Source organism: Streptomyces sp. NPDC097617, from assembly GCF_044761485.1.
In the GTDB taxonomy this organism is placed as follows: Bacteria; Actinomycetota; Actinomycetes; order Streptomycetales; family Streptomycetaceae; genus Streptomyces.
The window spans coordinates 94,548-108,756 of the sequence record NZ_JBIWCL010000019.1 but is presented as its reverse complement, the minus strand read 5'-3'; the positions used below and the strand labels follow the sequence as shown (position 1 = coordinate 108,756).

General features: G+C 73.5%; 14 protein-coding genes. All 14 read left to right on the top strand.

Annotation, left to right across the window (positions count from 1 at the left end):
• The 14 genes from ACIQZO_RS27075 (at position 1) to hypF (ending at position 14,190) form a co-directional block, all read left to right on the top strand.
• Complete coding sequence (locus ACIQZO_RS27075) at positions 1-1,014, top strand: TolB family protein (protein ID WP_403631007.1); 1,014 nt, start codon at positions 1-3, stop codon at positions 1,012-1,014.
• An 82-nt stretch (positions 1,015-1,096) separates the two neighbouring features.
• Complete coding sequence (locus ACIQZO_RS27070; RefSeq protein ID WP_403630857.1) at positions 1,097-1,504, top strand: low affinity iron permease family protein; 408 nt, start codon at positions 1,097-1,099, stop codon at positions 1,502-1,504.
• A gap of 224 nt (positions 1,505-1,728) precedes the next feature.
• Positions 1,729-3,408 (top strand): hydrogenase maturation protein, encoded by a 1,680-nt coding sequence (locus ACIQZO_RS27065; protein WP_403630854.1) that lies wholly within the window; start codon positions 1,729-1,731, stop codon positions 3,406-3,408.
• Between the two features lie 159 nt (positions 3,409-3,567).
• Positions 3,568-4,623 (top strand): hydrogenase expression protein HypE, encoded by a 1,056-nt coding sequence (locus ACIQZO_RS27060; RefSeq protein WP_403630850.1) that lies wholly within the window; start codon positions 3,568-3,570, stop codon positions 4,621-4,623.
• 76 nt (positions 4,624-4,699) lie between these two features.
• Entirely contained in the window at positions 4,700-6,484 is a 1,785-nt protein-coding gene (locus ACIQZO_RS27055) for a nickel-dependent hydrogenase large subunit (protein WP_030765281.1), read from the top strand.
• Positions 6,481-7,008 (top strand): hypothetical protein, encoded by a 528-nt coding sequence (locus ACIQZO_RS27050; RefSeq protein WP_403630847.1) that lies wholly within the window; start codon positions 6,481-6,483, stop codon positions 7,006-7,008. The genes ACIQZO_RS27055 and ACIQZO_RS27050 overlap by 4 nt, the downstream gene beginning before the upstream one ends.
• Positions 7,005-7,739: a DUF5947 family protein gene (locus ACIQZO_RS27045; RefSeq protein ID WP_403630844.1), complete on the top strand. Its 735-nt coding sequence runs from the start codon at positions 7,005-7,007 to the stop codon at positions 7,737-7,739. The genes ACIQZO_RS27050 and ACIQZO_RS27045 overlap by 4 nt, the downstream gene beginning before the upstream one ends.
• On the top strand, positions 7,736-8,440 hold the full coding sequence (locus ACIQZO_RS27040; RefSeq protein ID WP_403630842.1) for a DUF6084 family protein: 705 nt from the start codon (positions 7,736-7,738) through the stop codon (positions 8,438-8,440). Before ACIQZO_RS27045 ends, ACIQZO_RS27040 begins: the two co-directional genes overlap by 4 nt.
• Positions 8,437-9,861, top strand: coding sequence for a hypothetical protein (locus ACIQZO_RS27035; protein WP_403630839.1), 1,425 nt, complete (start codon positions 8,437-8,439; stop codon positions 9,859-9,861). The genes ACIQZO_RS27040 and ACIQZO_RS27035 overlap by 4 nt, the downstream gene beginning before the upstream one ends.
• A complete protein-coding gene (locus ACIQZO_RS27030) occupies positions 9,858-10,406 on the top strand; it encodes a hydrogenase maturation protease (protein ID WP_403630836.1) in 549 nt (182 codons plus the stop codon). The genes ACIQZO_RS27035 and ACIQZO_RS27030 overlap by 4 nt, the downstream gene beginning before the upstream one ends.
• Positions 10,403-10,507 (top strand): DUF6893 family small protein, encoded by a 105-nt coding sequence (locus ACIQZO_RS27025; RefSeq protein WP_403630833.1) that lies wholly within the window; start codon positions 10,403-10,405, stop codon positions 10,505-10,507. Before ACIQZO_RS27030 ends, ACIQZO_RS27025 begins: the two co-directional genes overlap by 4 nt.
• Positions 10,508-10,633: 126 nt before the next feature.
• Entirely contained in the window at positions 10,634-11,029 is a 396-nt protein-coding gene (locus ACIQZO_RS27020; protein WP_403630831.1) for a hydrogenase maturation nickel metallochaperone HypA, read from the top strand.
• 3 nt (positions 11,030-11,032) lie between these two features.
• Positions 11,033-11,872, top strand: coding sequence for a hydrogenase nickel incorporation protein HypB (gene hypB / locus ACIQZO_RS27015; RefSeq protein WP_403630828.1), 840 nt, complete (start codon positions 11,033-11,035; stop codon positions 11,870-11,872).
• Positions 11,872-14,190 carry a carbamoyltransferase HypF gene (gene hypF, locus ACIQZO_RS27010; protein WP_403630825.1) on the top strand — a complete coding sequence of 773 codons (2,319 nt, stop codon included), beginning with the start codon at positions 11,872-11,874 and terminating at the stop codon, positions 14,188-14,190. Before hypB ends, hypF begins: the two co-directional genes overlap by 1 nt.
• Positions 14,191-14,209: the final 19 nt, after the last annotated feature.

The following is a 14,209-nucleotide window of genomic DNA, read 5'->3' as shown; positions in this document are numbered from 1 at the left end:
CTGTCGTTGCCACGCCGCCTGCTCGTCCTCGCCGTGGCGGTACTGCTGCTCGGGGGCCTCGCCGCCGCGCTCGTGCTGCGTGCCGCCTCCCGCGACGACAAGCCCTCGGCGGGCGGCCCGACGGTCGCCCCGGGGACCGTCAGCCTCACCCGGCCCGGCACCGTGACCTTCCTCAACGGCGGCCAGGGCCCGCACCGCGGCGTCCTCGCCTCGGTCCCTGCCGACGCCCCCGACTCCGAGCGCACCGCCTCCGACCTGAACTGCCAGCGCTTCTACGCCGCCGCGGGCACCGGCGTGTGCCTGCGCTCCACACCGGGCGCGCTCGCCCAGGACAACAAGGCACTGATCGTCGACTCCGAGCTGCGCCCGTTGCGCAGCTTCCCCCTCGCGGGCACCCCCAGCCGGGCCCGGGTCTCGCCCAGCGGCCGGTTCGCCGCCTGGACCGTCTTCGTCTCCGGCGAGTCCTACGGCGCCGCGTTCTTCTCCACCCGCACCGCGATCGTGGACACCCGTACCTGGAAGCTGGAGGCCAACCTGGAGGAGTTCACGATCAGGATGGACGGCCGGGAGCACCGCGCCCAGGACGTGAACTTCTGGGGGGTCACCTTCTCCAAGGACGACGACACCTTCTACGCCACCCTCTCCACCGGCGGCGAGACCCACCTGGTCAAGGGCTCGATCTCGGGACGCTCCGTCACCACCCTCGCGAAGAACGTCGAATGCCCGTCGCTGTCCCCGGACGAGACACGCATCGCGTACAAGAAGCGGGTCCGGGCCGGGGCCTCGCTCTGGCGCGAGCACGTGATGGACCTGGGAACGCTGCGCGAGCACGCCCTCGCGGAGAAGCGCAGCGTGGACGACCAGGCCGCCTGGCTCGACGACCGCACCCTCGCCTACGGCCTGCCCACCGACGGCGCCGCCGACAGCACGGACCTGTGGACCGTACCCGCCGACGGCAGCGGCACACCCGAGCTACTGGCCCCCGGGGCCTCCTCCCCGGCCCGCCTGGGCTGAAGTGCCGCGACCGCCCGGAACGGGTCGGGGAAGCACTCGGTCCGAGCCCATCTGGGCCGGTCGGGTGCTTGACCGGCCCGATGTGATTGGGCGCGGCGAGATCGGGCACCTGCTGACCATGGCCCTCGAACATCCCGCCGAGAAGAACGGCCCGGGGCGGCTCGGCCGGTTCGAGAAGCTGGCGGAGCTGGCCTCGAACTTGACCAGCTCCCCTGCCTTCTCCGTCTTCTGCGTCCTGCTGGTGGCCGCCTTTCTCGGAGCCCACCTGGCCCACCTGAGCACCAGCTGGCAGCACCTGCTGGGCGACGCGATGGGCGCGGTCGCCCTGCTGCTCCTGGCCCTGCTGAAGAACTCCGAACGCCGGGCCGAGCACGCGATCCAGCAGAAGCTCGACGCGATCGCCGCCGCCCTCCTGGAGCAGTACGAGGGCGAGCCGGGCCGCGCGCACCAGGACCTCGCCCAGGCCATCGGGATCGAGGAGCGCACCTAGACGAGCTGGACGGCCCAGCTCAGCCACCCGGAGGGCGTCCCGCCCCTTGGGCCGAGCGGACGCCGGAAGGGGCGCTTTCGAGTGACCCCCCGCGCGGGCCGCGGCCCCGGGCGGCCCGAACTCCCCGACCATCTCAGGCGGCCGGTCATATTCCGGCCACGGTCCGCCGACCAGGCCGGGCACCGCGCACCCGCGGATCCGGGCCGCCGCCGCTGGGAGATCACTTGTACGTCCTGCTCGTGGCGAGCGCGTTCAACAGCCTCACGCAGCGAGTCCACGCCGAGCTGCGCGACCACGGCCACCGCGTCGCCGTCGAACTCGCCCTGCCCGGTGCCTCCCTGGCCGATGCCGTCCGCGGCCACCGCCCCGACCTCGTCGTCGCCCCGATGCTCCGCACGGCCATCCCCGAGGAGGTCTGGGCCGCCCACACCTGCCTGGTCGTCCACCCGGGACCGGTCGGCGACCGCGGCCCCTCCTCCCTCGACCGGGCCGTCCGGGACGGCGAGACCCGTTGGGGGGTCACGGTCCTCCAGGCCAACGCGGAGATGGACGCCGGCGACGTCTGGGCGAGCGTCGCGTGCCCGCTGCCCCCGGTCGGCAAGAGCGACCTCTACCGCGGTGAGATCGCCGACGCCGCCCTGGAGGCCGTCCTGCTCGCGGTGGAACGCTTCGCCTCCGGCACGTACACCCCGCAGCCGCAGGCCGACGGCCGGGCCCGGCCGCTCCTGCGCCAGGAGGAGCGCCGGATCGACTGGGAGCGCGATCGCACCGAGGACGTCCTGCGCACGCTGCGCGCCGCCGACTCGCAGCCCGGCGTACGGGACGAGCTGCTCGGCGGCCAGTGGTTCCTGCACGGCGGGCACCGGGAGGAGCGGCTGCGCGGACGCCCCGGCGAGCTGCTGGCCACCCGGGACGGGGCCGTGTGCCGGGCCACGGCCGACGGCGCCGTCTGGATCCCGGAACTGCGCGCCCGCCGCCTCCCGGGCGGCCCGGCGACCTTCAAGCTTCCCGCCGCGCAGGCACTCGCGGACCGGCTGCCGCCGCTTCCCGAGGTCCCCGCGCCACCGGAGAGCGGCCCCCACCGCCGCACCTGGTCGGACATCGGCTACCACGAGGAGGGCCAGGCCGGTTTTCTGACGTTCTCCTTCCCCGGTGGCGCGATGAGCACCGCGCACTGCCGCCGGCTGCTGGACGCCTACCGGACCGCCCGCACCCGCCCCACCACCGTCCTGGTCCTCGGCGGCGGCCGCGACTTCTTCTCCAACGGCATCCACCTGGGTGTCATCGAGGCCGCGGCCGACCCGGCCGAGGAGTCCTGGGCCAACATCAACGCCATGAACGACCTGGTCGAGGCGGTGCTGACCACCACCGACCGGCTCGTGGTCAGCGCGCTGGGCGGCAACGCCGCCGCCGGCGGGGCCATGCTCGCCCTCGCCGCCGACGAGGTCTGGTGCCGCTCGGGCGTCGTCCTGAACCCGCACTACCGCCTGATGGGGCTGCACGGCTCCGAGTACTGGACGTACACCCTGCCGCGCCGCGTCGGTCCCGCACTCGCGGACCGCCTCACCACCGAGGCCCTCCCGCTGAGCGCCGCCGCGGCGCAGGGGCTCGGACTGGTCGACCGTACGCTCCCCTGCCCGCCCGGCGACTTCACCCGCGAGACGGAGCGCCTCGCGGCCCGCCTGGCCGCCCTGCCCGCCACCGCCTCCCGGATCGCCGGAAAGAAGGCGGCGCGCGAGCGGGACGAGGCGCTCCGGCCGCTCGCCGCCCACCGCGAGGCCGAGCTGGACCTGATGGGGCGGACCTTCCGCGACCCGCACGCCCCCTACCACGCCCTGCGCCGCGCCTTCGTCCGCAAGGAGCGTCCGGCCGGCACCCCGCCGCACCTCGGCGGACCGGGATAGGCCCGCACGCCGCCGCGGCCGCCCCGGGCCCGCCCGATGTCACTGGACTGGCCGTACCTGACGCGGCACCCGGTCCGGACTGCTGTTAGCAAGAAAGGTGTGGGTGAGGCAGCCCGCCTCCGCCCGCCCCTCCCGATCCCCTCCCCGAGGAGCCGTCCCATGGCCACAGCGACGCAGGACACGGTCGAGGACCCGGTGATCCATATCCTCTGGATCAACGCGGGCCTGAGCTGCGACGGCGACTCGGTGTCCCTGACGGCGGCGATGCAGCCGAGCATCGAGGAGATCGTGACCGGTGTACTGCCCGGTCTGCCCAAGATCGCCGTGCACTGGCCGCTGATCGACTTCGAATGCGGCCCGGTCGGCGGCGCCGACACCTTCATCGAGTGGTTCTTCAAGGGCGAGCGGGGCGAGATCGATCCGTTCGTCCTGGTCGTCGAGGGGTCCATCCCCAACGAGAAGATCAAGCCCGAGGGCTACTGGTGCGGCTTCGGTGACGACCCGGAGACCGGTCAGCCGATCACCACCAGCGAGTGGCTCGACCGCCTCGCCCCCAAGGCCCTCGCCGTCGTGGCCATCGGCACCTGCGCCACCTACGGCGGTATCCACGCCATGGAGGGCAATCCGACGGGCGCCATGGGCGTGCCGGACTACCTGGGCTGGGACTGGACCTCCAAGGCCGGCATCCCGATCGTCTGTGTGCCGGGCTGCCCGATCCAGCCCGACAACTTCTCGGAGACCCTGACCTACCTGCTCTACCAGGCGGCCGGCTCCGCCCCGATGATCCCCCTCGACGACAAGCTGCGTCCGACCTGGCTCTTCGGGGCCACCGTCCACGAGGGCTGCGACCGCGCCGGCTACTACGAGCAGGGCGAGTTCGCCGAGACCTACGACTCCCCGCTCTGCCTGGTCAAGCTCGGCTGCTGGGGTCCCGTCGTCAAGTGCAACGTGCCCAAGCGCGGCTGGATGAACGGCATCGGCGGCTGCCCCAACGTCGGCGGCATCTGCATCGCCTGCACGATGCCCGGCTTCCCCGACAAGTTCATGCCGTTCATGGACGAACCTCTTGGGGCCAAGGTCTCGACGCGGGCGAGCAGCGCGTACGGCGCACTGATCCGCAGGCTCCGGTCGGTCACCGCCCACACCGTGGACGAGGAACCGAAGTGGAGGCAGAGCGGCCGCAGCCTCACCACGGGCTACCGCCCGCCCTGGTGACGACGCCCCGGAAGAACGCCCCGGAAGACCCCCCAACTCCTGCTCCCCGCACCGAAGAAGGGTCACGGCACAAACGATGACACCGAAGACGAAGGCGGCCGCAGACGGCAGCGGCCTGGTGGAGATGGCCTGGGATCCGATCACCCGGATCGTGGGCAGCCTCGGCATCCACACGAAGATCGACTTCAAGCAGAAGCGGGTCGCGGAGTGCTACAGCACCTCGTCGGTCTTCCGCGGCTACAGCGTCTTCATGCGCGGCAAGGACCCCCGCGACGCGCACTTCATCACCAGCCGCATCTGCGGCATCTGCGGTGACAACCACGCCACCTGCTCGGTGTACGCGCAGAACATGGCCTACGGGGTGAAGCCGCCCCACCTCGCCGAGTGGATCATCAACCTCGGCGAGTCCGCGGAGTACATGTTCGACCACAACATCTTCCAGGAGAACCTGGTCGGGGTCGACTACTGCGAGAAGATGGTCCGCGAGACCAACCCGGGCGTCCTGGAACTCGCCGAGCGCACCCCCGCCCCGCACGCCGGCGAGCACGGCTACAAGACCATCGCCGACATCATGCGCTCCCTCAACCCCATCGAGGGCGAGTTCTACCGCGAGGCACTCCAGGTCTCCCGCTACACGCGCGAGATGTTCTGCCTGATGGAGGGCCGCCACGTGCACCCCTCCACCCTCTACCCGGGCGGCGTCGGCACCATCGCCTCCGTCCAGCTCTTCACCGACTACATGAGCCGCCTCATGCGGTACTGCGAGTTCATGAAGAAGGTCGTCCCGCTCCACGACGACCTGTTCGACTTCTTCTACGAGGCCCTGCCCGGCTACGAGGAGGTCGGCCGCCGACGCGTCCTCCTCGGCTGCTGGGGCGCCCTCAACGACCCCGAGTACTGCGACTTCACGTACGCCAACATGACCGACTGGGGACGGAAGATGTTCGTCACCCCGGGCGTGGTGGTGGACGGCAAACTGGTCACGAACGACCTCACCGAGATCAACCTCGGCATCCGCATCCTGCTCGGCAGCTCGTACTACGACGACTGGCAGGGGCAGGAGCAGTTCGTCACGCACGACCCGCTCGGCAACCCGGTCGACCCGCGCCACCCGTGGAACCAGCACACCATCCCGGCCCCGCAGAAGCGCAACTTCGACGACAAGTACAGCTGGGTCATGTCGCCCCGCTGGTTCGACGGCAAGGACCACCTGGCCCTGGACACCGGCGGCGGCCCCATCGCCCGCCTGTGGTCCACCGCCCTGTCGGGCCTGGTGCACACCGACTACGTGCAGGCCACCGGCCACAGCGTCGTGATCACCCTGCCGCGCACGATGACCAAGCCCGAGACCCGCTTCGAGTGGAAGATCCCGAAGTGGAGCAACGCGCTGGAACGCAACCGCGCGCGCACCTACTTCCAGGCCTACGCGGCGGCCATCGCCCTGCACTGCGCCGAGAAGGGCCTCGCCGAGGTCCGCGCCGGACGCACCCAGACCTGGGAGAAGTTCGAGGTCCCGGACGAGGGTCTCGGGGTCGGCTTCACCGAGGCCGTGCGCGGCGTCCTGTCGCACCACATGGTCATCCGCGACGGGAAGATCGCCAACTACCACCCGTATCCGCCGACCCCGTGGAACGCCAGCACCCGCGACACCTTCGGCACGCCCGGCCCCTACGAGGACGCCGTGCAGAACACCCCGATCTTCGAGGAGAACACCCCGGAGAACTTCAAGGGCATCGACATCATGCGTGCCGTTCGCAGCTTCGACCCCTGTCTGCCCTGCGGCGTCCACATGTACGTCGGCGGCGGCAAGACGGTCAAGACGATGCACGTGCCCACCGGTCTGAGCGGACTGGGCGGATGAGGGCCGCGACCGACGGACCGCAGGCCGGGCGCCGGGTCGAGGAGGTCCTCGACCGGATCGCCGCCACCGGGGACCGGGCGGCCTGCGAGGCCGCCGAGGAACTGGTGCGCGTCCTCATGGACTTCTACGGCGCCGGGCTCGCCCGGATCGTCGAGAAGGTCGGGGACGGCCCCCTCGCGGCGGTCGCCGACGACGAACTCGTCGCGAGCCTGCTCTCCCTGCACGGCCTGCACCCCGAGGACGTGCACACCCGCATCGGCCGCGCCCTGGCCGCCCACGGTGAACCGCTGGAACTGCTCGGCTTCGACGAGAAGACCGGCGTACTGCGGCTGCGCCCGTCCGCCGCCCCCACCGGCTGCGGCTGCGGATCCGGCGGCCAGGACGGCGCCGGGCGCACCCTGGAGGACAGCCTCGCCTGCTTCGCCCCCGAGGTGAGCAGCGTGGAGCGGGAGCCCGCCCCGGCCCCGGCCCCCGCGCTCCTGCAGATCGGCACCCGGCCCCCGAGCCCGGCACGGGTGCCGTGAGCGGGCCCGGTCCGCGCCACGACGGCCCGCGCGCCCCGCGCGGGCTGCGCCGGTTCGCGGGCCCGCGCCCGCCCCGGCCCGAGACCTGCGAACTGTGCGGGGTCGTCGTGTCCCCGGACGGCCATCGCCACCTGGTGCAGACCGAGCAGCGCTCCCTGGTCTGCGCCTGCACCGCCTGCGCCCTGCTGTTCGACCGGCCGGGCTCGGGCACCGGACGCCTGCGGACCGTACCCGACCGCTACCTCACCGACCCCGGCCACCGGCTCGACGACGGCGCGTGGGAACGCCTCCAGATCCCGGTCGGCGTCGCGTTCTTCTTCCGCAACGCCGCCCTCGACCGGCTGGTCGCCCTCTACCCGAGCCCGGCCGGAGCCACCGAGAGCGAACTCGACCCCGAGACCTGGCAGACCGTACTGGGCGCCGGCCGGCTCTCCGAGCTCCTCGAACCCGACGTCGAGGCGCTGCTGCTGCGCCGCTCGGAGGGCCGCACCGAGTGCTACCTGGTGCCGATCGACATCTGCTACGAGCTGGTGGGGCGGATGCGGCTGCTGTGGCAGGGCTTCGACGGCGGCGCGGAGGCCCGGGCCGCGCTGAACACCTTCTTCGAGCAGGTGGAACGCCGTTCCAGGCCCGCGCCCGGGACGGCGCGGACGTCGTCCGAGGCCACGGCCACGGCCACGGCCACGGTCACGGCGAAGGCGTCAGTGACGGCGGAGGACGGGGCCCGATGACCGAATTCGCCTTCACCTGCACCGGGGTGCGCGCCGACCCGTACGCGGCCGGCCCCACCCTCGTCTTCCGGCTGCGGATCACCGCAGCCGGGGGCGCCCGGGTGCACGCCATCGCCCTGCGCTGCCAGATTCGCATCGAACCGGCCCGGCGCGGCTACGGCCCCGCCGAGGCGGAAGGCCTCGCGGACCTGTTCGGTGAGCGCTCCCGGTGGGGCAGCACCCTCCAGCCCGTGCAGTTCGCCCACGTCTGCGTCATGGTCCCGAGCTTCACCGGGGAGACCGAGACCGACCTCGTCGTGCCCTGCACCTACGACATGGACATCGCCGCGACCCGCTACTTCGAAGCCCTGGCGGAGGGAGAGGTACCGCTGCTGATGCTGTTCTCCGGCACCGCCTTCACCGGGGACGCCGGCTTCCACGTCGAGCCGGTGCCCTGGGACCGCGAGGCCGTCTACCGGATGCCCGTGGCCGTGTGGCGCGAGATGGTCGAACAGCACTTCCCCGGCTGCGGATGGCTCCGGCTGCCCCGCGCCACCATGGACGAGCTGCTCGCCTTCCGCTCCCGCCACGCGCTCGCCTCGTGGGAGGCGACCGTACGGGCCCTGCTGGACGCGGCCGCCCCGCCCGAGCCGCCGGCCCCACCGGGTCCCGTCCGGCTGGGCGCGATCCTGCCGCGCCTCACCGGGAGGACGGCTCCGTGACCACGACGACCACCCCCCACGCCCGCTTCGCCGTCGCCCGGCAGGTGGCCGACGCGGTCCTCCTCGAGGGGTACGTGCTCTACCCGTACCGGGCCTCGGCCGCGAAGAACCGGCTGCGCTGGCAGTTCGGCGTCCTCGTCCCCCCGGCGTGGGGCCGCGCGCACGAGGAGCACGTCTTCCAGCAGACCGAGATCCTGATGGAACCCCGGGGCGCGGCGACCCTCGCCCTGGAACTGCGCTTCCTGCACGCGCAGCGGCGTACGGTCGAACAGGCGGGGGACGACGGCGGTTTCACGGAGGTCCCCGAGCTGCACCTGGCCGACCGGGTCCTCGTGCCCTGGGACGAGGGCGCCGAGGAACGGGTCGAGGTGACCGTGCCCGTCGCCGAACTGCTCGGCGACGACGGTGTCACCTTCCCCTTCCGCCGTCCCGCCCGCGTCGACACCGAGCCCGTTCTCGACGCCGACGGGCGCACGCTGGGCCGCCTGGTGCGGCGTACCGGTGAGATCGAGGGCCGGCTGCGGCTGCACGCCACCGAACTCCCCGGCGCCTACCGCGTGCTGCGGCTCCGGGCCGTGGTGGAGAACACCAGCCCCTGGACCCCGCCCGCCGGGGCCGGCCCCGGCGACCGCGAGGCCGCGCTGCCGCACTCACTGGTCGCCGCCCACCTCCTGCTCGGGCTGGACCACGGTTCCTTCCTGTCCATGACCGACCCGCCCGAATGGGCCAGGCAGGCGGTGGCCGCCTGCGAGAACCGCCACACCTGGCCGGTGCTCGCGGGCGAACCCGGCCGCGCCGACGTGGTCCTGTCCTCCCCGATCATCCTGGAGGACCACCCGGCCATCGCCCCCGAGAGCGCGGGCGCCATGTACGACGCCCTCGAGATCGACGAGATCCTCGCCCTGCGCACGGCTGCCCTGACCGAGCAGGAGAAGCGCGAGGCCCGCGGCACCGACGCCCGGGCCGCCGCCGTGATCGACCTCGCCGACTCCATGCCCCCCGAGGTCCTGGAGCGACTGCACGGCGCCGTACGGGCCCTGCGGGAGGTCACCGGCCCCGAGCAGCTGCCACTGCTCGCGGACATCCCCTCCGAGGACGTGGTGTTCAGACCTGACACCCCGTGGTGGGACCCGGCCCGTGCGGACACCGCCGACCCGGCGCGCGACCGGATCGCGATCGGCGGAGCGTCGGTGGGCCCCGGCAGCCGGGTCCTGCTCCGCCCCGGACTGCGCCGCACCGACGCGCAGGACCTCTTCCTCCAGGGCCGCACCGCGCTGGTCGAGGCCGTCCTGCACGACGTCGACGGGGGAGTGCACCTCGCCGTCACCGTGGAGGACGACCCGGGCGCGGACATCCGCCGCGAGCAGGGCCGGTTCCTCTACTTCCAGCCCGACGAGGTCACCCCGCTGGAGGACGCGTGAACGCCCGGGTCCTGGTCGCCGGCATCGGCAACGTCTTCCTCGGCGACGACGGCTTCGGCGTCGAGACGGTAAGGGCGCTGGCCGCACACCCCCTGCCCGAAGGCGTCGAGGTGGTGGACTTCGGCGTCCGCGGCGTCCACCTCGCCTACCAGCTCCTCGACGGCTACGACACGCTCCTGCTGATCGACGCCACCGCACGCGGCGGCGAGCCGGGCACGCTCTACCTGATCGAGGCCGACGGGCACGCGGTAGCGCGGGCACCGGGCGCCCAGGCGCCGGCGCCGCCCGTCCTCGACGGCCACCACATGTCCCCCGACGCCGTCCTCGCCCTGCTGGACACCCTGTGCGCCGGAACCGGAGCCACCCCGCCGCGGCGGACCCTCGTCCTCGGCTGCGAACCGGCCGGGGTCGAGGAGGGCATCGGACTGAGCGCACCGGTGGCCGCCGCCGTACCCGAGGCCGTCCGCGCGGCCCTGGACCTGATCCACGGCCGGGACCACGACGCATCCGACCGGCCTGGCCGCGAACTGAGGAGAACCCCATGAAGAAGGCCTTCATCGGCGGGGCCGCGGCCGCCGCCCTCGCCGTCGCAGTACTGCAGATCCTGCCCGACATCCGGCGCTACCTGCGCATGCGCCGGATGTGACACCGCAGCGGGCGCGCATGTCGACGTGGGCGCCCGAATGGCGTACGGGCCGCGCCGCGTACCGGCGTGCCCGACGGCACGGACCCCGTCCCGCCGGTTCAATGAGCCCCGGCAGGACGGAGTCATATGCACGAGATGTCGATCGCCATGGCCGTCGTCGGCCAGGTGGAAGAGGCGGCCCGGGCGGGCGGCGCGCACGCCGTCACCTCCGTACGGCTGCGGGTCGGTGAGCTGGCGGGGGTGGTCCCCGACGCGCTGGCCTTCTGCTTCGAACTGGCCTGCGCCGGAACGCTCCTCGAAGGAGCCGAACTCGTCACGGAGTCCGTGACGGCCCGCGCCCGCTGCGGTTCCTGTCCCGGCACCTGGGCGGTGGGCATGCCCCCCGAACTGTGCTGCCCCGGATGCAGCAGGGCCACCGAGGTGGAACTGCTGTCGGGCCGTGAGCTGGAGATCCTCAGCGTGCGCTGGGAAGACGGCCCCGCCGGTGCCCGTACCCGCGAACCGATGCCCGAGGAGGCCTGAACCATGTGCCGAGTGGTCGATCTGCGGCAGGCGGTGCTCGCCAAGAACGATGAAGCCGCCCAGGCCCTGCGCACCGAACTCACCGCGCGCGGTACGACGGTGGTCAATCTGCTCTCCAGCCCCGGCAGCGGCAAGACGGCGCTGCTGGAGCGGGAACTGCTCCTCGCGCGGGAGCGGGGCGTGGCCGTGGCCGCGCTGACGGCGGACCTGGCCACCGAGAACGACGCGGTACGGCTGGCCCGTTCGGGCGTACCGGTCAAGCAGGTCCTCACCGACGGACTGTGCCACCTGGAGGCCGCGATGCTCGGCCGGCACCTGGACGGCTGGCTGCCCCGGGACACCCGGCTGCTCTTCGTGGAGAACGTGGGCAATCTGGTCTGCCCCGCCGGCTACGACCTCGGGGAATCGCTGCGGGTGGTGCTCGCTTCGGTGACCGAGGGCGAGGACAAGCCGCTGAAGTACCCGACCGCCTTCGGACTGGCCCAGCTGGTGGTGGTCACCAAGACCGACATCGCGCGAGCCGTCGAGTTCGACGAGGCGGCCTTCCGAGCCAACGTGGAGCAGGTCAACCCCGGTGTGGAGATCGTCCTCACCTCGGCGCGGGCGGGTGAGGGCCTGGGCGTCCTGCTCGACCGGGCACTGGCGATCGGGGCGGGCGGCGGAGCGCACGCACCGGTGATGGCACGTCAGCAGCACGCGCACGGCCACGACCATGGCCACGATCACGAGCACGAGCACGGCGACGATCACGACCACGAGCACGGCCACGGCCACGACGGGGACCCCGGTCGCGACGGGGACCACGAACACCCGCACGTGCAGACCGCCGCGCAGACCCGCTGATGGAGGCGGTCCAGCGCCGCCGGGTCACCGTCCGGGGCGTGGTCCAGGGCGTCGGCTTCCGCCCCTACGTCTACACCCGCGCGACCGGGCTGGGCCTTGCCGGGCACGTCACCAACACCCCCGAGGGCGTCGTCGCCGAGGTCGAGGGCGCCCCGGACGCGGTCTCGCGGTTCTGCGAACGGCTGGCGGCGGACGCGCCCCCGCTGGCCGTCGTCGACACCGTCGACCACTGGGAGGTCCCGGTCGCGGGCGGCGCCGGGTTCACCATCATCGCCTCCCGGACCGGCGGCCCCGCCCGGACCCTCGTCTCCCCGGACGTGGCCACCTGCGCCGACTGCCTCACCGAACTCGCCGACCCGGCCGACCGGCGCCACCGGCACCCCTTCATCACCTGCACCCACTGCGGGCCGCGCTTCACCATCGTCACCGGGCTGCCGTACGACCGCGCCCACACCACCATGGCCGCCTTCCCCCTGTGCCCCGACTGCGCCCGGGAGTACGAGGACCCGGCCGACCGCCGCTTCCACGCCCAGCCCGTCGCCTGCCCGGCCTGCGGCCCCCGCCTGAGGCTGCTCACCGGCAGCCCGCCCCGCGAGAGCGCCGGCGCCGACCCGATCGCCGAGGCCCGCCGGCTGCTGGCCGCCGGGGCGATCCTCGCCGTCAAGGGCCTGGGCGGCTACCACCTGGCCTGCGACGCCGCACACCCGGGCGCCGTGGCCGAGCTGCGCCGGCGCAAGGCCCGCGGGGACAAGCCGTTCGCGCTGATGGCCCGGGACCTCGCCGACGCCGAGCGGTTCGTGTCCATCGGACCCGAGGAGCGGGAGCTGCTCACGGGCGGCGTACGGCCCATCGTGCTGCTGCGCCGCCGCGCGGGTGCGCACGGCCCGGACGGGGTCGCCCCGGGCTGTCCCGACCTCGGCGTGATGCTCCCGTACACCCCGGTCCACCACCTGCTGCTCGGCCTGCCCGGGGATCCCCCGGGACCCCGGCTGCTCGTCATGACCAGCGGGAACCTCGCGGGGGAGCCCATCGTCACCGACGACGACGAGGCCCTGGACCGGCTCGCGGGCCTCGCCGACGGCTGGCTCGTGCACGACCGGCCCATCCATGTGCCGTGCGACGACTCCGTGGTGCGGGTGTGCGACGGCGAGATGCTGACCCTGCGGCGCTCGCGCGGGTACGCCCCGCTGCCGCTGGCCCTGCCGGTCGCGGTCACCGCGACCCTCGCGGCGGGCGGGGACCTGAAGAACACCTTCTGCCTCGGCGAGGGGCGCAAGGCCTGGCTGTCCGCCCACATCGGCGACATGGACGACCTCGCCACCCGGTACGCCCTGGAACGCGCCGAGCGGCAGCTGGAGTCCATCACCGGCGTCGTCCCCGCGCTCCTCGCCGCCGACCGGCACCCCGGCTACCGCTCCGCGCAGTGGGCCCGGCGGGCCGCGGGCGCCCGGCCGCTGGTCCGGGTCCAGCACCACCACGCGCACATCGCCTCCGCCATGGCGGAGCACGGCCTGGACGGCGGCCGCCCGGTGATCGGGGTCGCCTTCGACGGCACCGGCTACGGGGACGACGGAGCGGTGTGGGGCGGCGAGGTCCTCCTCGCCGACTACGCGGGGTACACCCGCTTCGCCCACCTCGCGTACGTCCCGCTCCCGGGCGGTGACGCGGCCGTGCACCGCCCGTACCGCATGGCGCTGTCCCACCTGCGGGCCGCCGGCATCGGATGGGCACCGGACCTGCCCTGCACGGCCGCCTGCCCGCCGGATGAACTGCGGGTGCTGGAACGCCAGTTGGAGCGCGGCCTGAACTGCGTCCCCACATCCAGCATGGGCCGCCTCTTCGACGCCGTCTCCTCCCTCGCCGGAATCCGCCACCGGGCCGGCTACGAGGCGCAGGCCGCGATCGAGCTGGAGGGGGCGGCGTACGGCGCGCACGGCGCGGGCCCCGGCCACGCCTTCGGCCTGCGCGTACCGCCGGACCCCGCCGCCGGGCCGGTCACCGCCGATCCGGCGCCCGTGCTGGCCGCCGTCGTCGCCGACGTCCGCGCGGGCGCGGACCCGGCGCTGATCGCCGCCCGCTTCCACGCCTCCGTCGCCTCCCTCGTCGCCACGCTCTGCGACCTCGCGCGCGAGCGGCACGGCCTGGACACCGTCGCCCTGACCGGCGGGGTCTTCGCCAACACCCTGCTCTCCTCGGCGTGCGCCCGGCTGCTGCGCGCATCCGGGTTCACCGTCCTGCGGCACGGCCGGATCCCCCCGAACGACGGCGGGCTGGCGCTGGGCCAGCTCATGGTGGCCGCCGCGCACCACACCCCCTGATCCCACCCACAGCAAGGAG

What these genes read in the sequence shown, in the direction of transcription:
- ACIQZO_RS27060 (WP_403630850.1), top strand. Translation starts at nt 3,568, where the DNA reads ATGGCCACAGCGACGCAGGACACGGTCGAGGACCCGGTGATCCATATC.
- ACIQZO_RS27055 (WP_030765281.1), top strand. Translation starts at nt 4,700, where the DNA reads ATGACACCGAAGACGAAGGCGGCCGCAGACGGCAGCGGCCTGGTGGAG.
- ACIQZO_RS27050 (WP_403630847.1), top strand. Translation starts at nt 6,481, where the DNA reads ATGAGGGCCGCGACCGACGGACCGCAGGCCGGGCGCCGGGTCGAGGAG.
- ACIQZO_RS27040 (WP_403630842.1), top strand. Translation starts at nt 7,736, where the DNA reads ATGACCGAATTCGCCTTCACCTGCACCGGGGTGCGCGCCGACCCGTAC.
- ACIQZO_RS27025 (WP_403630833.1), top strand. Translation starts at nt 10,403, where the DNA reads ATGAAGAAGGCCTTCATCGGCGGGGCCGCGGCCGCCGCCCTCGCCGTC.
- ACIQZO_RS27020 (WP_403630831.1), top strand. Translation starts at nt 10,634, where the DNA reads ATGCACGAGATGTCGATCGCCATGGCCGTCGTCGGCCAGGTGGAAGAG.
- hypB (WP_403630828.1), top strand. Translation starts at nt 11,033, where the DNA reads ATGTGCCGAGTGGTCGATCTGCGGCAGGCGGTGCTCGCCAAGAACGAT.
- hypF (WP_403630825.1), top strand. Translation starts at nt 11,872, where the DNA reads ATGGAGGCGGTCCAGCGCCGCCGGGTCACCGTCCGGGGCGTGGTCCAG.